Source organism: Massilia violaceinigra, from assembly GCF_002752675.1.
Classification (GTDB): domain Bacteria; phylum Pseudomonadota; class Gammaproteobacteria; order Burkholderiales; family Burkholderiaceae_D; genus Telluria_A; species Telluria_A violaceinigra.
This window is the reverse complement of record NZ_CP024608.1, coordinates 4,755,563-4,778,387: the sequence shown is the minus strand read 5'-3', so window position 1 is coordinate 4,778,387 and position 22,825 is coordinate 4,755,563. Positions and strand designations below refer to the sequence as shown.

Below are 22,825 nucleotides of genomic sequence, written 5' to 3'. Positions count from 1 at the left end.
ATCTTACTCGGAGACAGCGACGTAGCGTCCGTCTTCCTCGTCCTCGATCTCTTGCGGATCGGACAGGTCAACCGTAATCGGCAGGGTCTTGAGCTTTTCCTGCCATTCTTCGGAAATGTAGTGGTGCTCCAGGTCCAGGGTTTGCAGTTTGGCCACGTACGGGCTGTTGAACAAGGCTTCGGCCCCGACATCGCCGATGGTGCCGAGCGACAGGTCGAGCGTTTCCAGGCAAGCGACGAATTCCTCTCCGGCCAGCCACACAGCAAGCTCGTCGGCGAGGTAGGAGTCGCGCAAACCCAGGTATTCCAGGGTCGGGGTGCGCAGCTTGGCCACCAGACGCTCGTACAGCGCCACGTCGCCCGAGAAACCATAGTCGTCGGTACCCAGCCACAGCTCCAGATGGGTCAGCGCCGGCATGGTCGATGCAATCAAGGCTTCGACCAATTCGGCCGGCAGGCCGCCGCTTTCGATGGCGAACGTGCGCAGGTTGGCATGGATAAACGGCTGGAGCTCGAGCTGGTTGGCGCCGCGCACGCGGAATTCTTCCAGCAGCGGAAACGCGTTGAGCAGCGGGGTCACGTCGCTCTGCATGATCCAGGAAATTTCGCACTCTTCGTACGTCATGTCGCCAATGAACAGGGCGCGCAGCGCAGGCAATTCGGCGGCGTGGGCAACCAGGGTGCTGACGATGGACTCCGAACTCTCATCGCAGTCATCGCTCCACTTGCCGATGATCAGCGCGTCGAGCTTGGATTTGTCGACGCGGCCGAGGAACTCTTCGATCAGCTCCGTCATCGTGCCCTCTTCGTCGTAATCGATTGCCAAACGATAGACGGTATCGTCGGACAACACGACCGGCTCTTCGGCATCGTACTCGGTGACCGTCTTGTTGAAAAAGGTAACTGTGCTCTCAGAAATCGCCATGTTGTGCGTCCGAAAAAAGGAGAAGCCGATGGCGCCAATCGCCCTGGCAATCTTGAAATTTTACCATGGCGATCGAAATATTTCCGTCTTGCCTACATGCAGCAACGGGCCCAACAACAAAAAAACGCAGCCGCTTGCGCGCGCTGCGTTTTCTGTGCTGAGCAGACCGGTTTATGCCATCTGCTGCGTGCCGACGAGAATCAGCTCGGCGAAGGCATCGAGGTGGTTGGCGGTCCACACCGAGGTCATCTCGTACGGGTCGCTGTCGCCAGCGCCGGCGATCAGGCTATTCATACTGATAGTAGACACCAATTTGCCGTACTGGTCGATCAACTGCACTTCCTTCATGTTGACGCTGGCATAGTCGGCGATCGTCACTTTCGCGAACGAGACCTTGTCGTTGACGTAATTGATGACCAGGTCCTTGCCGCTGACATTGGCCTTCACGCCGGCCGCATCCATCGTCACGCCGGAGAAAATGCTGTTGGCCGCGAACTTGATGATGTCGTTGCCGCCCGCGCTTTCGTAGATCGTGTCCTCGCCATCGCCCATCGACATGACGTAGGTGTCGGTGCCGCTGCCACCGCGCAAGTCGTCGTTGCCCATGCCGCTGTACAAGGTGTCGTTGCCTGCGCCGCCAGTCAGATCGTTGTCGCCAGCATACTTGTAGCCGATCATGTAAGCGAGGAAGCCGCTGACCAGGCCTTCGGCGCCGTCGAAATTGCCGAAGTTCATGTCGAGGCCCAGCTTGTCGGTCAGCCACTCCAGCCCGTCGAAGGTTGCCTCGCTGCCTGCGGCAACCTTGCTGCCGAGGAAGCTGGCGCTGTCCGCAAGCGCGCCCGACACATCGGCGTCGGCCACGTAGCTGAAGCCCTTACCGATGCCCGCCACTGCGCTGTTCACGCCGCTCGAGACGCCATTGACCGCGGTTTTCAGGCCGCCGGCGACGCTGAAGTCGCTCAGTTCCAGCCCGCTCACGTTCGACACCGCGTCGAGCGCCTTGCCGCTCACGCCGTCGAGGCTCGTGCCCAGGCTGCCGGCGCTGGTCGTTGCCGCCGCCAGCTTGGCCTTGATGCCCGCGCCCATCTGGTCCCAGCCGGTCGACAAGTCCTTGAGCATGGTATCGCCCACATACTTGCTGACGTCGGCAAAGCCGCCGCTCATCGCTGTCCAGGCACCGTTCAGATTGCTGCCATCCTTGCCCAGCAACTGGGTAATGACGCCCCAACCCATGCCCATCATCACGTCGTCGCCATTGCCGCCGCTGATGTAGGTGCCGGCGTTGGTGGCGAACACGGTATCGTTGCCTTCGCCGCCCAGCAACACGTTGCCGACGAGGTTGAGACTGCTCAAATTGCCGCTCGTCAATGCCTTGATCTGGGAAGAGACGAAATTGTGGTTCATGGCGGCGCCGATCCAGTCGCCGGCGTTTTCGTAGTCGTTCTCGACCAGGCTTTCAACGGCATTGAACACCGTCGCTTCAGCCAGGCCGATGATGACGTCGTTGCCAACACCGCCGATGGCGATATTGTTTTGCGCAGCGGTGACGATCAGGTCATTGCCTTCGCCGCCCATGCCGACGGTGGTGGTGCCGGCGAGGATCAAGCTGTCGTTACCGCTGCCAGTGTGCACGAAATTGAAGCCCGTATCGACGTTGACCTTGGTCGACGACACGACTTCGCCGGCGCCGTTGGTCGTTTCGCTCTTGTAATCGAGCTTGCTGCCGGCATTGACCACGATCACGGTATCGTTGCCGCTGTCGGTGACGAGCACATTGTGGGTGCCGTACACCAGGGCGGTATCGTCGCCGCCGCCGGTCCACGCCACGTTCGCCTGGGTGTCGAACTTGGTGGTGCTGGTGGTCGTGGTATCGGAGCCCTCTTCGCCGCTTTCGGTCGTTTTCTTTTGCGAGCCGTACGTTGCCATGACCAGCACATCCTTGCCGCCACCGCTGATCGCGATATTGTCCTTGCCGACCACCGTCATGACATTGTTGCCGTCGCCGCCGAGCACCACGTTCAGGTTCAATTTGGTGCTGCCGGCCGAGCCGACCGCAATTGCGGTGAGCACATCGTTGCCGCTGCCGCCGCTGATCAGGTTACCCTTGCCGACGGTGGTGACGACGTTGTTGCCCTCGCCCGCCACGACCACGTTGTACGAACCGAGCGCGGTCACCACATCGTTGCCGGCACCGGACACGATGCCGGTCTTGCTGCCCGCCGCGCTGATGACGTCGTTACCGGCGCCGGTCGCCAGCAAATTATTGCTGCCCAGTGCGGTAATGACGGTCGCGCTGCTGCCGCCGACCACCACATTGCTCTTGCCCATCACGGTCACCACTTCGGTGCCGCCCTGGCTGGTGGCCGCAGCGGCCAGGCCAGCCTTGCCGACCAGATCGATAGCCGCCACGCCGGCGGCGATCGAATCGACCAGGCCGACGGCGGTGGCCGCCACTTCGGCGTAATTGCCGGTCACGATCAGGTTATTGTTGCCGGCCGCGGTGACGACATCGATGCCGCCGTCCGTCCACACGATGTTGTTCGAGCCAGCCGTGGTGATCACGTCGTTGCCCGCACCTGCCCACACCACGTTGGTCGAACCCAAGGTCGTGATCACGTCGTTGCCGGTGCCGGTGTAGACCACGTTGGCCGAGCCGATCGCGGTGACGATATCGTTGCCGTCGCCCTTGGCCAGGGTATTGCCGAGGAATTTGGAGATCGCGCTGGTGGCGCTGCCGGCAGTTGCCTTGTCCAGCTTTTTGGCCAGATCCGTGATGCCTTCGCCCACGCCGGTCAGTACCACGTTCGCGTTGCCCAGCGTGGTGACCACGTTGTTGCCAGCCGTATTGATCACCAGGTTGTTCGCGCCGATGGCCGTGGTGACATTATTGCCGCCGTTGGCCAGCACCACGTTATTGCCGCCGATAGCCGCAACCACATCGTTCTGGGCACCGGTGTAGATCACGTTGGTGCCGCCGACCGCGATCACCACATCCTTGCCGCTGCCGCTCTGGATGGCGCCGGTCAGCTTGCCGGTGGCGCTGTTGATCGCCGTGGAGATGGTCTTGTCCGGCACCGCGCCGGCCAGCACCTTGCCCAGGCCGCCGCTGGCGGCATCGAGCATGCCGCCCACTTCGGTCAGGATGACGTTGGCGCCACCGACCGCCGCGATCGTGTTGCCGCCCACGGTGCTGGCCACCAGGTTGCCCATGCCAGCGGCCAGCACGGTGTTATTGCCGCCGTTAGTCAGCACCACGTTGGTATTGCCGACCGCCGCCATCAGGTTCGACCCGCCATTGCTTGCCAGTGCGTTGGTATTGCCCAGCGCGCCGATCTTGCTGCTGCCGCCACCGGTGTAGACCACGTTCAGCAAGCCACCCGCGAGGATGCTGTTGCTGCCGCCGGCACTGCCGATCACGTTGCCGCCACCACCGGCGATGATGTTGTCGTTGCCGTCGGCCGCGACCACCACGTTGACACCGCCCAGCACCACCAGCTTGTCGTTGCCGTTGCCGATGTTCAGGGTATTGGTGCCGCCGTAAGCGTTGATCTTGTCGTGGCCATTGCCGGTCGTCACGATGTTGGCGCCGCCGCCCACGGTGACATTGTTGTCGCCGTGGCCAATTGAAACGGTATTGATGCCGCCCATGGCAACCACGGTATCATTCCCGTCGCCCGCCTTGATCACGTTCGACAAACCCGCCGCGTTGGCGTTGTTGTTGCCGCTGCCCAGTTCCAGCACGTTCGAGCCGCCCTTCGCGGTGACGCTGTCGTCGTTGTTGCCGGTGCGAACAACGTTCGAGGCGCCATCGACCTTGACCGTATCGTTGCCGTCGCCGCTATCGATGATATTGCTGGCGCTGTTGGCGACGACTTCATCGTCGCCCTGGCCGGTACTGATCTCGTTCGAGACGGCGCCCACGGTCACCTTGTCGGCGCCATTGCCGGTCGTAATCTTGTTGGCGATACCGTCGGCCTTGATCACATTCGCGCCGTTGCCGGCGTTGACCACATTCTTGCCGCCGCCGACCGTGATGCGGTCGTTGCCGTTGCCGGCGTTGACCACATTGCTGCCGCCGCTCAGGTTGACCGTATTGCTGCCGTTGCCAACGTTCACGTTGTTGCTGGCGCCGGTCATGTCGACCTTGTCGTCGCCGTCATTGGTGTTGATGTTGTTCTTGGCGCCGTTGCCGGTGACGGTATCGTTGCCGCCGCCGGTGTTGACCGAACCCGACAAGGCGTTGTAGCTGATGGTATTGTTGCCGTGCCAGTCGGTCACCTTGACCGCGCCGCCAGCGGCCACGTTGATGCGGTCGTTGCCGCCACCGCCATCGATCTCGGCGCTCGCGCCGGCGCCGATCGAAATGGAATCGTCGCCTTCGCCACCGATCAGGACGTTATCGGCGCCAGCGCTGACGGACAGATTATCGTTGCCGTTGCCGCCGTCGAGCTTGTTGTAGCCGCCGACCTGCACGCTGAGCGTATCGTCGCCGTCTTCGCCCTTGAGCACGTTGTAGGCTCCGGCCGTGACGCGCAGGGTATCGTTGCCGCCGCCGCCGTACAAAAAGTTGCCGCCAGCCGAGCTGGACGTGAAATTGTCGTTACCGTTGCCGAAATTCTTCTTCGTATAGCCCAGTTCCGCAATGTCCTCGGCGATATCGCGCGCCACGTCGCCCAGGCCTTCGAAGCTGTTGCCGATGTCGTCGATGCCGCCGCCGATATCCTTGACCGTGTCGTTGACGACGTCGTTAAACGACTTGCCGACCTTCTTGACCGTTTTCTTGACCCATTTTCCGATACCCATTTTCTCTCCCTAGTACATGAATGGCAACGGATGGACCTTGGTGTCGTGTCGCATCGCCGTTTGCCGAGCTTGTATATTGACGAGCAAATGTGGCGCAATTGTGGCGGAGGGGCAATAAGATATGGTGTCAGGGCAATATTAATCAGGCCGACTGGCATTCAAACCGGTAGCCGACGCCGTACACCGAATGAATCAGTTCTTGGTCGGAAACTTGCTGGGACAGCTTTTTGCGCAGATTCTTGATCTGGCTATCGATGGCGCGGTCGAAACGTTCGCTGCCGGCTTCGAACGCGAGGTCCAGCAGTTGCGCGCGCGAAAAGATGCGGCCCGGCTGGCGCGCCATCACACTCAGCAGGCGAAATTGCTGGGCCGTCAATTCCAGCCGCGCCCCATTCCAGGTGGCGCACTGGCGCTCCTCGTCGATCGACAGCGCGCTGGTGGGTGTGCGCGGCCCGGCCGCCGCCTTGCCGCGCCGCCGCAAGCACACTTGCGCGCGCGCCACCAGTTCCCGCGGGCTGAACGGCTTGCATAGATAATCATCGGCACCCATGTCGAAGCCGAGCAGGCGGTCGATTTCCTCCACCCGCGCGGTCACCATGATCACCGGCACGTCGGTAAAGGCGCGCAGCTGGCTGCACACGGCGGTGCCGTCCAGGCCCGGCAGCATCAGGTCGAGCAAGATCAGGTCGGGCGCTTCGGCGCGCACCCAGTCAACCACCTCGTCGCCGCGCAGCAAGTGATGGGTGCGCATGCCTGCCTGCTGCAGGTAAGCAAGCTGGATCTCGGCAATCCGCGGTTCATCCTCGACCAGCAAAACGAGGGGTAATGTCATGGGCAATCTCCGTGGTGGGCGAGCGGCGCGTGGGCCGGCAGCAGGATGTCGATGCGCAAGCCGCCCAGCGGCGAATGGCTGGCCTGCATGCGCCCGCCGTGCCCGGCGATGATGGCGTCGCAGATCGCCAGGCCCAGCCCGGAACCGCCGCTGGCCCGGCTGCGCGACTCGTCGACGCGGTAAAAACGCTCGAACAGGCGCGGCAGCGCGGCATCCGGCACGCCGGGGGCGGAATCCTCGACGCTGACGACGATCTGCTGGCCGTCCAGCGCCAGCCCAATCTGTAATTGCCCACCGGCATCGGTGTAGCGCAGCGAATTGCCAAGCAGATTGGACAGCACCTGGCCGAGGCGCTGGCGGTCGCCCTGGGCCACGCAGCCGGGCGGCAAGGTGTCGACCAGGCTGTAGCGCAGAGGATGGCTGGCCAGGCGCGGCGCGAAGGCGGCCGCCACCTCGGCGCACAGCTCGGCCAGATCGACCGCCTGGCACTGCAGCGCCTGGGCGCCCGCGTCGGCGCGCGCCAGCACGTGCAGGTCGGACACCAGCCTTTCCATCTCCTTGACCGTGTCGGACAGCACCGCCAGATTGGCCGGTGTGGGCGCGATGATGCCGTCCTGCATGGCGTCGAGATGGGTGGCCAGGATGGTAATCGGCGTGCGCAACTCGTGCGAGGTATCGGCCACCCACTGCACCCGGGCCGCCTCGCCCGACTCCAGTTTGCGCAGCAGCATCTTGTTGCGCAATCCGCGCGCGCGCAGCAGCCATGTGGCCGCGCCGACGACCAGCAATACGGCCAGCATCAGCAGGCGCAGCGCCAGCGAATACGGACGCGGCTGGTCCCAGCCGCCGCGCAGACGTGCGCCGATCTCCCAGAAACCGTCGGGTGTGGCAATCAGCGCTGTTTCCGGCGATCCAGCGAAGGTGGCGGGCGCACCGTGAAAAGCGGTCCCGGGCGCGCCAGTCGGACTGACATGGCGCAGCGCGACGTCGATGTCCGCCCCGGCCAGCAGTGGCCGGACGGGCAGAATGAAGCGCTCGTAATCGATCACCGCGCTGACAAAGCCCCAAAACTGCAGGCGGCTCTCCGGGTCCAGGTAGACCGGGCGGCGCGCCAGCATGCCGATCGCGCCATCGCTGAGCTGCATCGGCCCGGCCAGCCGCACGGTACCGTCGCGCGCGCTTTGCTCCACGCCAAGGGCGCTCTCGCCCGGCATCACGTGCAACTCGCGGGCTTGCTCGGGAGGAAACACGTGGCGCACCACGGCATGCGGCGACAGCGCCAGGGTGCGTACCGCCTGCGCCTCCTTGAGCAGGCTCTGGCCCAGTCGCTGGAATTGCAGCGTCGTCAGGTCCGGCTTCAGCTGGACCACGGCCGCGCTCGCCGCAAGCGGGGCCAGGTGCAGGTGCAGCCGCTGTTCCAGCATCGAGCGCAGCGCCGCGACCTGTTCGGCGACCCGCGCCCGCTCGCGCGCGTGGAAGGACTGCGTGGCGAGCCAGTCCAGACGCAGGCAGGTTGCACCAACCACCAGGCAGACCACGGCCGTGCGCGCCAGGGGCGTGCTGTGCCAGCGTAGGGTCATGGAAAAGTGAACAACAGCGTACCTCGGGAATGCGCGCGTAAGTACGCCAGGAAAAGCAATTCTATCCGAAACTATCAATTCCTAAAAGCAATCTCTAGCGGGGAAGTTGTTAATGCGTCACTCTCGTTTAATATTGCGCCATCGTCATTTCCGCGACTTCACGGACGCGCACTTGCGGTACTAATGTGCGGCAGCCGATACGCATCTGCGTTCAAAATAGCATCACTGATACTTCACGCGGAGACCCCATGCGCATCGCCACCTTCAATATCAACGGCATCGGCAGCCGGCTTCCCGCCCTGCTGCAATGGCTGGAAGAAACCCAGCCGGACGTCGCCTGCCTGCAGGAACTCAAGGCGCCCCAGGAAAAGTTCCCGGACGCGGCCATCAACGAGGCTGGCTACCAGGCGCTCTGGATCGGCCAGAAGAGCTGGAACGGCGTAGCGATCCTGGCGCGCGGCACCACGCCGGTCGAAGTGCGGCGCGGCTTGCCGGGCGACGATGCCGATGAGCAAAGCCGCTACCTGGAAGCGGCCATCGACGGTGTGCTGGTCGCCTGCCTGTACCTGCCCAACGGCAATCCGTCTCCCGGACCCAAGTTCGACTACAAGCTGGCCTGGTTCGCGCGCCTGATTACCCATGCCGAAGGCTTGCTGGCCAGCGGTGCGCCGGTGGTGCTGGCGGGCGATTTCAACGCCATCCCGACCGAACTCGATGTCTACAAGCCCGAGCGCTGGGTGACCGATGCCCTGTTCCGGCCCGAAACGCGCGAAGCCTTCCACCGCCTGATGGCACAGGGCTGGACCGACGCGCTGCGCACCATGCATCCGGACGAACACATTTTCACCTTCTGGGATTATTTCCGCGATGCGTACGGGCGCGATGCCGGCCTGCGCATCGATCACCTGCTGCTCAGTCCCATGCTGGCCGGCGGGCTGACTGCCGCCAATGTCGACCGCGACGTACGCGGACGCGTAAAGCCGAGCGACCATGCGCCGACCTGGATTGAACTGGATATGAAGAAAATCATCAGATAAGGTAGGCAAGCCGGCGGCGTCCTCATATGGAAGCCACCATGTCGCAGCGAGCACCTCCGTGTCAGCCAAGCCTTGATGGCCCAAGGCGTACGCGCAGGTCGCCATGCGCACGATGTTCAGCTCCAGCCTGGCCGGCGTTCTTCAACGACGCCGGCTGCTTGAGCCGTCCAGCCCGGCCTCTGCCACCTTGCCCGAAATCGCCTTGATTCCATACGGCAGTATCAAATAGATCGCACAGCAAATTGCTTTAAGATTCACTGGAATGGCAACGCATATTATCGGCAGCCATAGGGCTTATTTCATTGAGACGACTTACTGCCGACATGGACATTAATTTATGAGAAATGTTTGCCGACAATCCGCTACGCTCGGACTTGCATGACCTTTGCGGGCGTGATCGCTTACGCACGACCAGCATGGGTCAATTCCCGTACCGATCTGTCGAGGCACCCGGGCAAGCCGTGTTGCTGGCTTCTAAAAGTTGGAACCGTTAGTGTGCTCGTTGCCTGGGATTACTGAACGCAGATGTTGAATTCAACCGTCCATCCGCAGCGCCTTATGCGCAGGCCGATGGGGCGGGAATACAGGAGACATGAATGGCACGTATAGGTCGGACGCTACGCTTGCTGGAGCTGCTGCGCGGCCGCCGGATGCCGACACCCGCGCAGGTTCTCGCCGATGAGCTACAGGTATCGGTCAGAACAGTTTATCGCAACATTGTCGCGCTGCAGGCCGAAGGTTTGCCAATACGCGCTATTCCGCAAGCAGGATATTTGCTCGATCCGCAAGGCTTCCTACGGCCAGCCCCGTTCTCTGCTTTGGAGGCTGAGGCCGTCCATCTTGGACTTCGTTTGATTGAAGAACGTGGCAGCACACCATTACGGGAAGCAGCACGCTCAGCTCATCGGAAAATGGTCGATAGTTCCCATGCCATGGAAATGGCAAGCCGACACGCATCGTTTACTGTCGCGCCCGATTCCGGTCACGCGCAAATCATCGACGTGCTCCACGACGCCATGACGCGCGAGCTGCGAGTTGAAGTTACATATCGCGACGCGCTGGGCAATAGTACGGTAAGGATATTGTGGCCCATAGTCGTCGGTATGTTTCAAGACTGCCAAATGCTGGCCGCACACTGCGAACTTCGAAACGCTTTTCGCCATTTTCGAATTAGCCGAATGGTTGCCGTCACAGTGACAGAGCAGCGGCTGCCCAAGCCCCGGCGAGTTCTGCTGGCCGAGTGGCAGCGAGAAAATCGGATTACCCATGACTGACATACGCTGACACGGTAACTCCGCATACCGGCCGCACTGGCACGGTTTGCATATTCAAGCAACTTGCCTGGAGCTGCAGCGGCGGCGTCCACCACTGGGCCGGTGGCTCGCAGTCAACTGGCTGCTGGCTACGGTCGCCCGAAAGGAGTCAGCTAAGCCATGCTTAAAGACGATCAGGCCAGGAACCACGAGGCAGATATGCAGAGCTTGTCTCAAGCGCGGCCTTCAGGTCATCGCGGGCGCACATGATCCGGGACGGCGTATCGTGTGGGGAGCTCATACGGAGCGCTCATGAATGGCCGCTACTGCCCCTGGATCTACCTGGTTTAATCACTCATCAGACCATTTTCCAAGCTTCAGTCCTGTCCGCCTACGGTCTGCGCATGAAGACGTAAGCGGGACCGGTCTACGTCCAAGAGCCTGAGGTGCCACGTCGATGACTGACAAAACGTGTCGCACATCGTCGTTAGAATTAATCATCACATGGAGGCCATTTTATGAACATTATTGTTGGTGGAACCGGGCACGTCGGCGGCGCTGTATCGCGGGCATTACTCGACGCCGGGGAGAAGGTAACTATTGTGACTCGCGACGCAGCGACAGCGGCCGGGTGGGGCGATCGTGGCGCACTGCTCGCTGAAGTCAATGTACGCGACATCGAAGGCCTGCGCCGAGTATTCAAGAGCGGCAGTCGCGCCTTTCTACTTAACCCGCCTGCTGATCCTTCAGCAGATACAGATGCCGTTGAGCGCCAGTCCGTCGCGGACTTGCTCGCGGCAGTCACAGGCAGTGGACTAGAGCTGATCGTGGCACAGTCCACCTACGGAGCCCGTCCTGGGGCTCCATGCGGGGATCTCAACGTACTGTATGAGCTTGAGCAGGGATTGTCTGCCCAGCCAATTCCATGTCGTATCATCAGAGCAGCCTATCATTACGCGAACTGGTGCGCTGGAATCGAGACAGCCAAGGACCACGGTTTCATAGAATCAGTGCTTCCCGTTGACCTGGTTTTCCCGATGGCGGCGCCCGAAGATATTGGGGCAGAATGCGCCAAACTCATGCGCGGCGACGTTGGAAGTAGCTTGGCCTTTGTGGAAGGGCCTGAACGCTACTCGCCCCGACACGTTGCAGATGTGTTTGCGCAGCGTTTAGGAAGGCCGGTAGAGGTGCGTGTTGTCGCCGGCCCCGATCTTAACGGATGGTTCCAGAAAGCGGGATTCTCGCAGGCGGCAGCGGAGTCCTACGCCTGTATGGCTAGGGCGACCACGCAAGGCGTATGGCCCGCGTTGGGCGAAGTGATCCGCGGCTCGACTACGCTCGCCGACTATTTTAGTACCATCTAGGCAAGATGCGGTCGAGCCTGACTCTGCGAACTCAAGGTCAGCATTTTCGTCTGGCTCGCCCGCCATGTGCGATAAACCATTATGTCACCGCGGCGATGCTGACTGGCTCAGCAGACTTTATTGATTGCTAGCTGATCCCATTGATGTTTAAGAGTGGACACCCCACAGAAAGGAAACATGAATAGCGGACTTCACCGCGGCATCCATACTCGCTTGCGCCGGTTCTACCCTCTACCGGTGTGAAATATAGATGAGCGGCGATAGCAATAAGCCGCGGCGAAACGCTATGATATCGCCCGTCAATACCGACCGCACAATCCGCCGATTCCCATGCCAACCATCCTGTCCCACCCCGCCGTTCCCCTCGCCATCGGTCTGGCGTTGGGTTCCCGGATCATCCCCCGCCGCTTGCTGGCAGCCGGCGTGGTGGCGTCGATCCTGCCGGACTTCGATGTCATCGGCCTGCGTCTGGGAATTCCGTATGCGAACGAACTGGGCCACCGGGGCGCGTCCCATTCGCTGGCGTTCGCCATCGTGCTGGGACTGCTGGCGGCGGCATGCGCGAGCCGCCTGCGCGCCTCGCGCATGGCGGCCTTCCTGTTCATTACGGTGTGCACCGTATCGCACGGCTTGCTCGACATGTTCACCACCGGCGGGCTGGGCGTGGCGCTGGCCTGGCCGGTGTCCGATGCGCGCCTGTTCTTTCCGGTTCGCGTGATCCGGGTCAGTCCGCTGTCCCTGAAAACCTTCCTGGGCCCCCGGGGCGTGGTCGTGATGCTCTCCGAACTGCTCTGGATATGGCTGCCGGCCGCGCTGGCCGGCCTCGCGCTGCATTTCGCGCGCGGAAAACAGGGAAAACAGAAAAAACAAGGCAAGAAGGGCAAGGCGCGCGCTTAAATTCGCCCGGCCATGTCGTGGACCTGGGCCAGCCACTTGCTGCGCTGCTCCGGCGTCGAATCGAGCACCGGCCCGCACAGCAGCGTTTTCACTGGCGTTACGCCGCAAAACTCCAGCGTGGTCTTTTTCATCTGATGAATGGCGGGCGCGCGATAAGCCAGCCGGAAATACCACGGCGGCGTATCCATCGTCACCAGCAAATGCGCGCTGCGCCCCGCCAGCAGCTTGTCCGGAAAGGCCTTGCCCTTGCGGTATTTAAAAGCGAAGCCGGGCAACATGATCCGGTCGAGAAAACCTTTGAGCAGCGCGGGAATGCTGCCCCACCAGACGGGATACGCGAAGACCAGGTGATCGGCCCACGTAATGAGCTCCTGCGCAGTTTTCAGGTCAGGTTCCAGTTCCTGGACCACCTTGTAACCGTGGTGCAGGATCGGATCGAATGCCAGCCGGTCCAGTTCCAGCAGCCGCGCCTCATGACCCGCAGCCGTCGCCGCCGCCGCATAGGCCGCCGCCAGCGCGCTGCCGAAGGTCTGTTGCGACGAATGCGCCGCAATGACCAACACGCGTCGCGATCCTGTTTTATTACCCATCGTATTCTCCTGAAAAAAGTTTCAGGAAGTATGCAGCTTGTCCCTCGGGGCAGAGTCAAGCGGCTTGTCGATGCAATCGGCCAGCATGGGCGGCACCGGCCCATCCAGGCAGACGCGGATCTCGGCACACACCTCGCCAAGTTTACTGTCGAGCTGGTGCAAGCGCGCCACCTCGACGCGCAATGCCACGCGGCGCGCCTCCAGCAGCGCCACCAGCCGGCCCCAATCCGGTGCGCCCTCGCCGGACAGCAGCAGCGGCCCCATGTCGGCCAGCCGGAATCCCAGCGCCTGCACCTGGCGGATCAATTGAACCTGATACACATTCTGTTCCGAGTAAATACGGTACGTTCCCTTGCGGCCGACCTCGCCCAGTAATCCCAGTGATTCATACAGCCGGATCGCTTTTGGAGTGGCATTGGTGCGCCGACCTAATTCGCTGATATACATACTCGTCCGTAAATTGTTAATTCGGTGAAAGGCGAAAACCCGGACAGCAGTTTATCCGCTGCGGTCTTCCCTTGGTGCAGCCGATTTAATGTTTACGTCACCGAAACCACCAGTAGTCTTTTTCCAACAAAATTAAATCTCTGATAATTTCGACGCTATGCCACGTGTATAATCGCGCCCTTCGGTGCTGTTTATTCAATATTAACTTTTATAGTTGTATGGATATACATATGTAGCACCTTACACTTTACTGAAAAGGAATGACAGCGATGCGGATGCGTTTACTTGGACTGATTTCGGCGACGGCCCTGACTGCATGCGGCGGCGGCAGCGATACGACACCGGCCCCGACACCGGCCATCCCGGTTGCACCCGCCGTACCTGTCACGCCGCCACCGGTGGTTCCGCCCGCGCCGTCCACGCCGGCCGAGCCAAATCCGCCAGTTCCAGTCGTGCCGCCAACCCCGACCGAGCCGACTCCGGGCACGCCAGTGACGTCCCCGGGATGGCCAACGGTACCACCAGTAACCGTCTTGCCACCGGTACCTGTCACGCCACCGGTCACGCCACCGGTCACCGAACCGACCGTCCCCCCCACGCCGTCAACCGGCCCGTACACCCTCCCCGCGCGCACGGTCGGCGACTTCGCCACCTATACGGACGTGACGATGGGCTGGAAAGTGTCGGTTACCCAGCGCATCACCAAGGTCGATGCCAATGGCAGCTGGGAAAACGCCGATTCGGTGAGCCAGGAAAAAGGCGCGCAAACGATCGAAGTCTTCGACAAGCAGGGCGGCATGCTGTCCACCAACTCGTCCGGCTACGGCTGCAGCGTCACCTATGCGCCGGCTGCCCTGCAAGCCCCGCCTAGCGCGACCGTCGGCGCCACCTTCGAGTACGCCAGCACGATGTCGATTCCTTGCTCCAAGGAAGAATCCTCGCGCGCGCTCACCAGCAAGGGCAAGGTCGTTGCCATCGAAAGCAAGACCGTTCCTGCGGGCACGTTCACCGCCCTCAAAATCGTTTCGAGCGAAACCAACTTCGACCTGCGCACCATCGGCGCCTCGGCAAACTATTGGGTCGAAAAAACCTGCTGGCGCGACACAGTCACCGGCCTGATCATTGCCTGCAACACGTCGACCGACTCCAAAGGTACCGGCGGCATGAGCTATTCCAGCGTCAGCGAACTGGTCAGCTTCTCGCAAGCGGCGACCAAGCGCGAATTCCTCGATCCGATCCGCTTCGCCGGCCCATGGACGGGCAGCTTCGGCGCCTACTACGGCACCTGCGACGTCAACATCACGTTCACGGGCTTGATTACCGGCGCATGCAAGGCGGCCACCCGCACTACCTCAGTGACCGGTAGCGTCGACAAGGCAGGCGTGGTAAAACTGGCCATGAGCGTGGCTGGCGGTGCCACCGAAACCAACGTCGGCCAGGCAGCGCTGTTCGACATGAGCGGTCCATTGGCCGGCGCCGCCGCGCCAGGCAACTGGGCGCTCAAGCACAAGTAAGCAGGAATGACCGCGTCGCGCCATCAGGGGGCGACGCGGCTGCCGCACCGGGTGGGCGCCGCCCGCTCTCGATCAATAAGCGAGCACAACCACACCACCATGCCCACTGACCCCGTTGTCACCGCCCCGGAAACTCCGAAACACATCGGCCTGGCGCGTGCCGCCATCGGTCTGGTGCAGGGCTTGCTGCTCTACCTGCTGTTCTCGGATAAAGTCTTCACCAACCCTCTCATTCATAGCGCGGCGCTGCTGGCCTGCGCGCTGGCACCCGTCGTCGCCATTTCCGGCCTCGGCAACCTGCGCCCGGCCATGCTTGGCCTGTGGAGCGCCGTCACCGCGACCGCGGTGACCATGATCGGCACCCATGCCGCCTGGCGCGAAATGCGGCTGCTCGAGGACCCGGCGACCATCCCGAAATGGCCCACGATGCTGCCGCTGGTGTGCGCTTTCAGCCTGATCATCCTCTTCATCGCGCACTCGCTGGTGCTTGCCGCGGCCCAGGACCGGCGCCGCCTGGCAAGCTATGCCACCCATTTCGATATCGCCTGGAAACTCTTCATCCAGCTGGCGTTTTCGGTGTTCTTTACCGGCGCGCTGTATCTCGCCATGTTGCTGGGAGCGTCCCTGTTCGATCTGGTCAAGATCCGCTTCCTGACGGAGCTGATGAAGTCGTCCGCGTTCCTGAGCCCGCTCCTGTCCTGCGCCTTTGCCTGCGCCCTGCACCTGACCGACGTGCGCCCGGCCATCGTGCACGGCATCCGCGGCCTGCTGCTGGTGCTGATGTCGTGGCTGCTGCCGGTCGCCACCCTGCTGATCGGCGGCTTCGTGCTGTGCCTGCCGTTCACCGGTCTCGATGCGCTGTGGGCCACCCGCCATGCCACCGTGGCCCTGCTGGCGGCGGTCGCGCTGCTGGTGGTGCTGATCAACGCCGCTTGGCAGAATGGCGACATGGGCGACTCCGTGGCGCGTGTGGTGCGCTTCTCCGCGCGCATCGCCTGCGTGCTGCTGCTGCCGCTGACCGCCATCGCCATCTATGCGCTGGGCCTGCGCGTTGCCGACCACGGCTGGACCTCGGACCGCATTTTCGCGGCCGCCGCGCTGCTGGTGGCCAGCTTTTACGCACTCGGCTATTTGTACGCGGCCATCGACCGGGGTGGCTGGCTGCGCCGCGTGGCGCCGGTCAACCTGGCGGCGGCGTATGCCGCCATCGCCGTCCTGCTGGCGCTGCTTTCCCCGCTGGCCGACCCGGACCGGATCGCCGTCAACAGCCAGATCGCCCGGCTTGAAAGCGGCGCCGTCAGCGCTGCGGAGTTCGATTACAAATTCCTCAAGACGCAGTCCAAGCGCTACGGCACCGCCGCCCTGCTCAAGCTCAAGGAAGGCAAAACCGGCCCGCAAGCTAAGCTCGCCGCCGGGCACGCCACGCGTACTCTGGCCGAGTCCGATGATTACGTTGGATTTGAACAGCACACCGTCAAACCCGGGCAATTGGCAATGTGGCCCGCATCGGCCAACCTGCCGGCCAGCTTTCCGCTATCGGACTGGGAGCGCAACACCGGCGTGCCGCCATGCCTGACCCAGGGGCAAGGACGCTGCGATGTGTTCCTGATCGATTTCGATGCGGACGGCAAGGATGAAATCCTCATGACCGCCACCGGCGCCTTTTCCGCACCCGTGGTGTTTTCCGAAACGCCCGCGGGCAAATGGAGACTCAGCGCCAGATTGCACGGCATGGCGCAGTGCCCGCTCTTCGTCGATATCCTCAAGCGCGGCGACTACAAGCTGGCAGCGCCGCGCACCCGGCAGATCGAAATCGCGGGCGTGCCGCTTCGCCTGGAACCGGTCGGCGCGCGCGAGCTTTATTCGTGCGTCGACCTGGAAGTGGCGATCAGACCATTAAGGACGCATTAGCGGCGGCGACGGTTTACGATAAAGCCCAGCAGGGCCAGCACCCCGATCGCATTCAGGACGGCACTGTAGATGGCGAGCCGGGTCAGCTTGTCCGTCGCCGCGTCATTGGCCCGGCCGTTGGCTTGCATCCTGAGCATTTCGGCGCGCACCCATTCGAGCGAGGCCGGCTCGAACACTGTCGCGGGGCCCGCCTTGGCGGCGGCGCCGTCGAACGCCAGCGCGAGCAGGTGGTCCTTGTCCAGCTGCAGCGGGATCTTCACCACCAGTGCCTCCTTGACGCACGCGCCGATATGCAGCTCGGCCTGCAGTTTGCCGGCCGGCGCCACGAAACGGTAGCCGACCGGGATGCCGGCACCGTCGGCCTCGGCCAGGTTGGCGCTCTCCAGCAGCAGCGTTTCGCCATTGACCAGCAAGGCAACCTGGCAAGCTTCGCCGGCCTTGAAGCCCGGCGCGCCGGTTGGCGCCTTGACGGTCAGGTCGATCCAGCCATGGTCGTGCGCCAGCAGGTAGTCGCGCCGCGCGTCGGGCATTTCCTTGGCCTGGCAACCGGCAGTCGATAACAACACGGCGAGCATGCTCCATTTGGCCATGGTGTGGACGGGGTGGTTCATAAAGCCTTCAGGGTTGGAAAAAATCAGGGTACCGGAACCGTTGCGGCGCCCGCCAGGTCGATGCGGCGCTGCAGGCGCGCCGCCTCCACCGTGTCGCCGGCGGCCTGGGCGCGCTTGAGCGACACGCCCAGCCACATCAGCAGCGGCCGGCGCCAGCCCTGCTCCGAGGCGGTGCCGGTGGCCACGATGATGTCGGCCGGCGCAATGCGTGCCTGGCGCATCAGGCCCCCTGCGGCGACAAGACGCGACAGCGGGTCGCTGATTGCCGCCAGCACGCTCTTGCCGTTGGCCGCGCGCGCCGCCACCACCGCGCGGTGCTGCTCGGGCAGCAGCGCCGCATCGAGTCCGTCCCAGCGGCCGGCCAGATAGGCGGCATACGCGCGTTCGGCCGGCGTGGCGTCCTGCGCCAGCGCCTCGAAGGCCGGACAGGCGTCGTATTCCAGGCTCGCCACGCGCGTGGCGCAGCGCACCAGTTCCGCGTGCGCCACCAGGTCCGGGCGGCCGGTGCTGGCCATTTCGCCACGCGCACGCGCGAATTCCGCATCGGCGATATGGCTGTCGCCGCGCAGGTAAGCATCGCTGAACGCGGCCAGCGCGCTGCCTGCGTTACCCTTCCAGGCGGGCGGCGGCGGGTTGCTGGTGCAGCCGGCGAAGGCCGCGCAGAGCAGCGCGGCGAGGCAAATGGTTTTCATGGCAGTTTCAGCTCCGTCTCGCGTGCAAATGGCCACTTGCGGTTGATTTCATCGATCAGGCGCGTCACCTTGCGCAGGCTGGCGTCCACTTCGGCGCGCAGCGCGCCCAAATCCTTGGTCGCCACCTTGGCGTTCGCGCCCACGGCCTGCGCTTCGACCAGCACCGCGTCGACCTTTTTGAGGCTGTTGCTGGCATCCTTGAGCACCACCTGCAACTGCACGATGGCCAGCTGCGCCTCGTCCATCACGCCCTGCTTGCCGAACACGCGCTTGTCGGCCTTGAGCAGCAGAGCATCGACGTGCTCCAGCGTTTGCAGCAGCTTCCTGGCCTCGGTGTCGCTGCCCAGCGCCGTGCCGAGCAAACCATATTTGCCCGACAGGCGCCCGGTCGCGGCCTGGATATTCGTCAGGCTGGTATTGATGGCCGAATCGCTGCGCGTCATGTTGTCCAGGTTTTCCAGCAAGGCGCGCGCGCTCGCGACCAGGCGCGGAATCTCGGCGGCGGTGTCGCCGCGCAGCACCGTGCGCACCGAATCGGGCGGCAGCACCGGATCGGTCAGGATGCCGGTAAACGCCTTGATGCGCGTGTCGCCCACCAGCCCGCGCTCGATGGTAAACACGCTCGACGTCTTGAGCCACTTGGCGTCCTTGCGCGGCACGTCGACCAGGATGCGCACCTTGCCGTCCGGCGCCAGTTCCACGCGCTGCACGCGCCCCACCGGAAAGCCGGAAAAGGTCATGTCCATGCCGGGAATGACGCCGTCCGAATCCTCGGACAGCAGCACCAGGCGCTGCGTGCTTTCGAACACGCCGCGCGCGTACATCACGTACAGCAAAAAAGTGACGATCAGGGCGCTCATCAGCACCAGCAGCACGACCGCCTTGACTTCGACGTGGGCGACCGCTTCGGCCGGCGCATCGTCCGCCGGATTGGTGTTGGGTTGGCTCATGTTCGATTCCATTTAAATGTATTTGACGGCCAGCGAGCCGGCTTCGATCAGCAGCAGCACGAACAGCAGGCGCACCGCGCCCGGCTGCACCGTCGACGACGAGGTGCGCCCGTAGCGGTGCGATTCCAGGATGGCGGCAGTCGGAATGACCGCCACCGACAGCCCGAAGAACACGGTCTTGAGCACGAAGCCGATGGTCACCGCCGGATTGAAAATGCGGCCCACGGTGCGCGTGTAGTCGCCCACGCCCCACGGCGACAGGCCATACACGCTCATATACGCCAGCACCAGCACGATCACGCTGCTGACCATGGCCAGGCTCAGGACCGCAAAGGCGTTGGCGATCACCTGCGGCACCAGGTCCCGGCGCAGGCGGTTCTGGGCCTGGCGCGAACGGTCCGGCGTGGCGGCGGCGGCCAGCGCCAGCGCGTCGCCGGCGTTGAAGGCCAGCCCCGCGCGCAGCGCCACGAACATGGCGGCGGTAAGGGGAATGAGTTCGAGCACCAGCACCCGCACCACCATTTCGAGCGCATAGCGCGACAAGCCATAGCTTTGCGACGTGACCACCACGACCCGGATCAGCACCAGGCTGACCAGCGCGGCGAGCACCGTGAACCACGGCAGCACCTGCCAGGTGCTGGTGTAGATATAGCGCGAGGTGGTCAGCCGGTTATCGCGGTTGTAGGTCGAGGGCGAAAACGCCATCACCAGCGCGATCGCCCCCAGGTACACCATGTACCACCAGCTGAACACGAAACGAAAGGCGTGCCGGCCCCAGTCGCGCGGCTTGGAGTACAGGAATGACTTCGGCAGCATCTTCACTTACTGCCGCCGCGCTTCTTGTACGCCGCCTACCTCCATGATCGCCCCCAGCGCCTTTTGCAGCTGCGCGGTCGAGCCGATTTCGGCGGTGAAGGTCATGCGCGCCTGGCCCTTGGCACTCTGGGTATTGACGCCGATGACGTTGATTTTCTCGCGCGAGAACACCTCGGAGATATCGCGCAACAGGCCCTGGCGGTCGCCGGCGAGGATGAACAGGTCGACCGGATAGACCGTGTCCTGCCCGGCCCGGCCCCAATCGGTATGGATCACGCGCTCGGGCGCCTTGGTGCGCATTTCGGCGAAGTTCTTGCAGGTGGCGCGGTGAATCGACACGCCCTTGCCGCGCGTGACAAAACCGACGATGCCGTCCGGCGGCGCCGGTTTGCAGCATTTGGCCAGCGCCGTCATCAAGCCTTCGGTGCCGACCACCAGCACGCCCGACTTGGCGCCCTGCTCCACGCTCGACGCGCGGCTTTTATTGAGCACCACCGCGTCTTCCGGCACCACCACTTCGCCGGTATCGTGCAGCGCCTGTTCCACATGGCGCAGGCTAAATTCTTCCTTGCCGACCGAGATGAACAGGTCGTCGACCTTGGCAAAGCCCAGCTTATGCGCCAGCTGTTCCAGGTTGACGGCGGTCTTTCCTTCGCGCTGGAGCGATTTTTCGACCATGGCGCGCCCGTGCGCCAGCGTTTCCTCTAAATCGATGGCGTGGAACCACGCGCGCACCTTGGCGCGCGTGCGCGTGCTGACGGTGTAATCCACATTGAGCCAGTCGCGCGACGGGCCGGCCGTGCCGGGCGCGCCCTTGGCGGTGATGATCTCGCAGGTCTGGCCGTTCTTGAGCGCCGTATTGAGCGGCACCATGATGCCGTCCACGCGCGCGCCGCGGCAGCGGTGTCCGACTTCGCTGTGCAGGTGATACGCAAAGTCGATCGGCGTGGCGCCGACCGGCAGTTCCAGCACGCGCGCCTGCGGCGTGAGCACGAAAATGCGGTCGTCCAGCGTGGTCGACTTGAGTTTTTCCACCCACTCGCGCTGGATTTCCTCCTGCCCGACGACGGCGTCGGCCACGTCGGTCTTCCAGGCCAGCAGTTGGCGCAGCCAGGCGATCTTTTCGTCGTAGGCCTGGCCCCTGAAGTTGGACCCGCCCTCTTCCTTGTAGCGCCAGTGCGCGGCGATGCCGTACTCGGCGAAGTTGTGCATTTCCTGGGTGCGGATCTGCACTTCCAGCGGGCGGCCATCGTCGGCCGTCACCACCGTGTGCAGCGACTGGTAGCCGTTCGCCTTGGGGCGCGAGATGTAATCGTCGAACTCCTTCGGAATCGGGGTCCAGATATTGTGCACCACGCCCAGCACCGTGTAGCAGGTCTTGTCGTCGGCGACGATCACGCGGAAGGCGCGCACGTCATAGAGCTCGGTGAAATCGAGCTCCTTGCCGCGCATCTTGCTCCAGATGCTGTAGATATGCTTGGGCCGGCCGAACACTTCGGCCGTGATGCCGGCCGCCGCCAGCTCGTTTTGCAGGCGCAGGATGGCCGACTGCACGAAGCCTTCGCGCATCATGCGTTTTTCTTCGAGCATCTTGGCGATGCGCTTGTAGGTATCGGGCTCGATGAAGCGGAACGACAGGTCTTCCAGCTCCCACTTGAGCTGCCAGATGCCGAGCCGGTTGGCCAGCGGCGCGTACAGGTCGAGCGTTTCGCGTCCGTAGGCGCAGGTCAGTTCGTCGAAGCGCTTGATGTCAGCAAAATAGCGCAAGGTCGTTATGCACGAGGCCAGGCGCACCAGCACCACGCGCATGTCGGTAGCCATGGCCAGCAGCATCTTGCGCAGCGTCTCGACCTGGGCCACGGCTTGCTGGGCCGCGTTCTTGCCGCGCCCGACCGTCTGGTGACCGACCGTCATGTCGCGCAGCCGGATCAGCTGGCGCACGCCGGTCACCAGGTCGGTCGCCTCGCGCCCGACCCGCGCTTCCAGGCCCGCCACGGCCTGCGGATCGAGCACCGTCAGCTCGAACATCAACCCGGCGATGCGGGTTTCGGCATCGCTTCTTAAATACGCCAGGGTGCTGGCCACGCCGACGGCGAAATCGAACGCGTTCTGGCCCGAGCTGCACGCCAGGTCCTTGTAGGCGTCGCTCGCATACGCGAGTGCCGACTCCACGCGCGCGCAGTCGTCAGGGCTCAGTCCCTGTACCAGTTCGGCCGTTGTGCTGCCGAGTGCTGCGATCGAGACCATGCGGCTTAGCGCAGGGCTGCGGTAACGACGATTTCAACCAGGCATGCGGGGTTGGCCAGCTTCGATTCGACGGTAGCGCGCGGCGGCGTGTGGCCGGCGGCGACCCATTCGTCCCACACCGTGTTCATGCCCTCGAAATCGGCCATGTCGGCGATGAAGATCTGGGCCATCAGGATGCAGCTCTTGTCGCTGCCCGCTTCAGCGAGCAGGCGGTCGACGTGGCCCAGCACCTCGCGGGTCTGGCCGACGATATCGGCGAGCGTGTCGTCGGCAATCTGGCCGGCCAGGTAGACCGTGCCGTTGTGGATGGCCACTTCGGACAGGCGTTTTCCTACGTGCAGTCGTGTAATTTCCATA

At 63.3% G+C, this 22,825-nt stretch carries 18 protein-coding genes; 6 read left to right on the top strand and 12 right to left on the bottom strand.

The genetic code is table 11. The features are described from left to right. Nucleotides 1-3: 3 nt before the first annotated feature. The 4 genes from CR152_RS20910 to CR152_RS20895 all read right to left on the bottom strand — a co-directional run bounded on the left by CR152_RS20910 (nt 4) and on the right by CR152_RS20895 (nt 8,139). The gene (locus CR152_RS20910) at nt 4-924 is read right to left on the bottom strand and encodes an STM4015 family protein (protein WP_099878036.1); all 921 of its coding nucleotides are present in this window, start codon (nt 922-924) and stop codon (nt 4-6) included. A 171-nt stretch (nt 925-1,095) separates the two neighbouring features. Further along, nucleotides 1,096-5,727, bottom strand: a complete 4,632-nt coding sequence (locus CR152_RS20905) for a beta strand repeat-containing protein (protein WP_099878033.1) — start codon at nt 5,725-5,727, stop codon at nt 1,096-1,098. 142 nt (nt 5,728-5,869) lie between these two features. Beyond that, complete coding sequence (locus tag CR152_RS20900; protein ID WP_099878030.1) at nt 5,870-6,559, bottom strand: response regulator; 690 nt, start codon at nt 6,557-6,559, stop codon at nt 5,870-5,872. After that, complete coding sequence (locus CR152_RS20895) at nt 6,556-8,139, bottom strand: ATP-binding protein (RefSeq protein ID WP_099878028.1); 1,584 nt, start codon at nt 8,137-8,139, stop codon at nt 6,556-6,558. The genes CR152_RS20900 and CR152_RS20895 overlap by 4 nt, the downstream gene beginning before the upstream one ends. 248 nt (nt 8,140-8,387) lie before the next feature. Here CR152_RS20895 and xth point away from each other — a divergent pair, with 248 nt between their 5' ends. The 4 genes from xth (at nt 8,388) to CR152_RS20875 (ending at nt 12,690) form a co-directional block, all read left to right on the top strand. Then, nucleotides 8,388-9,176: an exodeoxyribonuclease III gene (xth, locus tag CR152_RS20890; RefSeq protein ID WP_099878026.1), complete on the top strand. Its 789-nt coding sequence runs from the start codon at nt 8,388-8,390 to the stop codon at nt 9,174-9,176. A 623-nt stretch (nt 9,177-9,799) separates the two neighbouring features. Next, nucleotides 9,800-10,450 (top strand): helix-turn-helix transcriptional regulator, encoded by a 651-nt coding sequence (locus CR152_RS20885; protein ID WP_167399930.1) that lies wholly within the window; start codon nt 9,800-9,802, stop codon nt 10,448-10,450. 497 nt (nt 10,451-10,947) lie between these two features. Beyond that, nucleotides 10,948-11,793 carry an NmrA family NAD(P)-binding protein gene (locus tag CR152_RS20880; RefSeq protein ID WP_099878021.1) on the top strand — a complete coding sequence of 282 codons (846 nt, stop codon included), beginning with the start codon at nt 10,948-10,950 and terminating at the stop codon, nt 11,791-11,793. Between the two features lie 330 nt (nt 11,794-12,123). Next, nucleotides 12,124-12,690 carry a metal-dependent hydrolase gene (locus CR152_RS20875; protein WP_099878018.1) on the top strand — a complete coding sequence of 189 codons (567 nt, stop codon included), beginning with the start codon at nt 12,124-12,126 and terminating at the stop codon, nt 12,688-12,690. On the opposite strand, the gene CR152_RS20870 is transcribed toward CR152_RS20875, so the two are convergent. Together CR152_RS20870 and CR152_RS20865 are read right to left on the bottom strand one after the other, a co-directional pair. Then, the gene (locus CR152_RS20870) at nt 12,687-13,280 is read right to left on the bottom strand and encodes an NAD(P)H-dependent oxidoreductase (RefSeq protein ID WP_099878015.1); all 594 of its coding nucleotides are present in this window, start codon (nt 13,278-13,280) and stop codon (nt 12,687-12,689) included. The two genes, CR152_RS20875 and CR152_RS20870, sit on opposite strands and share 4 nt — an antisense overlap. Before the next feature lie 21 nt (nt 13,281-13,301). Beyond that, nucleotides 13,302-13,727, bottom strand: coding sequence for a MerR family transcriptional regulator (locus CR152_RS20865; protein WP_099878012.1), 426 nt, complete (start codon nt 13,725-13,727; stop codon nt 13,302-13,304). A 269-nt stretch (nt 13,728-13,996) separates the two neighbouring features. Between CR152_RS20865 and CR152_RS20860 the strand changes: the two genes are divergently transcribed. Then, the gene (locus CR152_RS20860; protein WP_157778633.1) at nt 13,997-15,241 is read left to right on the top strand and encodes a hypothetical protein; all 1,245 of its coding nucleotides are present in this window, start codon (nt 13,997-13,999) and stop codon (nt 15,239-15,241) included. Between the two features lie 99 nt (nt 15,242-15,340). After that, complete coding sequence (locus CR152_RS20855; RefSeq protein ID WP_157778632.1) at nt 15,341-17,152, top strand: DUF4153 domain-containing protein; 1,812 nt, start codon at nt 15,341-15,343, stop codon at nt 17,150-17,152. On the opposite strand, the gene CR152_RS20850 is transcribed toward CR152_RS20855, so the two are convergent. From CR152_RS20850 to CR152_RS20825, 6 genes are read right to left on the bottom strand one after another with little or no spacing between them, the layout of a single operon-like run. After that, a complete protein-coding gene (locus tag CR152_RS20850) occupies nt 17,149-17,763 on the bottom strand; it encodes a hypothetical protein (RefSeq protein ID WP_099878003.1) in 615 nt (204 codons plus the stop codon). The two genes, CR152_RS20855 and CR152_RS20850, sit on opposite strands and share 4 nt — an antisense overlap. A 23-nt stretch (nt 17,764-17,786) precedes the next feature. Next, nucleotides 17,787-18,455, bottom strand: coding sequence for a hypothetical protein (locus CR152_RS20845; protein WP_099878000.1), 669 nt, complete (start codon nt 18,453-18,455; stop codon nt 17,787-17,789). Further along, nucleotides 18,452-19,405, bottom strand: a complete 954-nt coding sequence (locus tag CR152_RS20840) for an MlaD family protein (protein WP_099882600.1) — start codon at nt 19,403-19,405, stop codon at nt 18,452-18,454. The genes CR152_RS20845 and CR152_RS20840 overlap by 4 nt, the downstream gene beginning before the upstream one ends. A gap of 12 nt (nt 19,406-19,417) precedes the next feature. Next, nucleotides 19,418-20,221 (bottom strand): MlaE family ABC transporter permease, encoded by an 804-nt coding sequence (locus CR152_RS20835; RefSeq protein WP_229413487.1) that lies wholly within the window; start codon nt 20,219-20,221, stop codon nt 19,418-19,420. 6 nt (nt 20,222-20,227) lie between these two features. Then, the gene (locus CR152_RS20830; RefSeq protein ID WP_099877997.1) at nt 20,228-22,468 is read right to left on the bottom strand and encodes a RelA/SpoT family protein; all 2,241 of its coding nucleotides are present in this window, start codon (nt 22,466-22,468) and stop codon (nt 20,228-20,230) included. Nucleotides 22,469-22,473: 5 nt separating this feature from the next. Then, complete coding sequence (locus tag CR152_RS20825; RefSeq protein ID WP_099877995.1) at nt 22,474-22,824, bottom strand: RidA family protein; 351 nt, start codon at nt 22,822-22,824, stop codon at nt 22,474-22,476. Nucleotide 22,825: the final 1 nt, after the last annotated feature.

Bases quoted from the DNA above. Each gene is read 5' to 3' on its own strand.
- xth (WP_099878026.1), top strand. From the start codon at position 8,388: ATGCGCATCGCCACCTTCAATATCAACGGCATCGGCAGCCGGCTTCCC.
- CR152_RS20825 (WP_099877995.1), bottom strand. From the start codon at position 22,824: ATGGAAATTACACGACTGCACGTAGGAAAACGCCTGTCCGAAGTGGCC.
- CR152_RS20855 (WP_157778632.1), top strand. From the start codon at position 15,341: ATGCCCACTGACCCCGTTGTCACCGCCCCGGAAACTCCGAAACACATC.
- CR152_RS20830 (WP_099877997.1), bottom strand. From the start codon at position 22,468: ATGGTCTCGATCGCAGCACTCGGCAGCACAACGGCCGAACTGGTACAG.
- CR152_RS20865 (WP_099878012.1), bottom strand. From the start codon at position 13,727: ATGTATATCAGCGAATTAGGTCGGCGCACCAATGCCACTCCAAAAGCG.
- CR152_RS20905 (WP_099878033.1), bottom strand. From the start codon at position 5,727: ATGGGTATCGGAAAATGGGTCAAGAAAACGGTCAAGAAGGTCGGCAAG.
- CR152_RS20860 (WP_157778633.1), top strand. From the start codon at position 13,997: ATGCGGATGCGTTTACTTGGACTGATTTCGGCGACGGCCCTGACTGCA.
- CR152_RS20880 (WP_099878021.1), top strand. From the start codon at position 10,948: ATGAACATTATTGTTGGTGGAACCGGGCACGTCGGCGGCGCTGTATCG.
- CR152_RS20910 (WP_099878036.1), bottom strand. From the start codon at position 924: ATGGCGATTTCTGAGAGCACAGTTACCTTTTTCAACAAGACGGTCACC.
- CR152_RS20895 (WP_099878028.1), bottom strand. From the start codon at position 8,139: ATGACCCTACGCTGGCACAGCACGCCCCTGGCGCGCACGGCCGTGGTC.
- CR152_RS20835 (WP_229413487.1), bottom strand. From the start codon at position 20,221: ATGCTGCCGAAGTCATTCCTGTACTCCAAGCCGCGCGACTGGGGCCGG.
- CR152_RS20875 (WP_099878018.1), top strand. From the start codon at position 12,124: ATGCCAACCATCCTGTCCCACCCCGCCGTTCCCCTCGCCATCGGTCTG.
- CR152_RS20870 (WP_099878015.1), bottom strand. From the start codon at position 13,280: ATGGGTAATAAAACAGGATCGCGACGCGTGTTGGTCATTGCGGCGCAT.
- CR152_RS20840 (WP_099882600.1), bottom strand. From the start codon at position 19,405: ATGAGCCAACCCAACACCAATCCGGCGGACGATGCGCCGGCCGAAGCG.
- CR152_RS20850 (WP_099878003.1), bottom strand. From the start codon at position 17,763: ATGAACCACCCCGTCCACACCATGGCCAAATGGAGCATGCTCGCCGTG.
- CR152_RS20845 (WP_099878000.1), bottom strand. From the start codon at position 18,455: ATGAAAACCATTTGCCTCGCCGCGCTGCTCTGCGCGGCCTTCGCCGGC.
- CR152_RS20900 (WP_099878030.1), bottom strand. From the start codon at position 6,559: ATGACATTACCCCTCGTTTTGCTGGTCGAGGATGAACCGCGGATTGCC.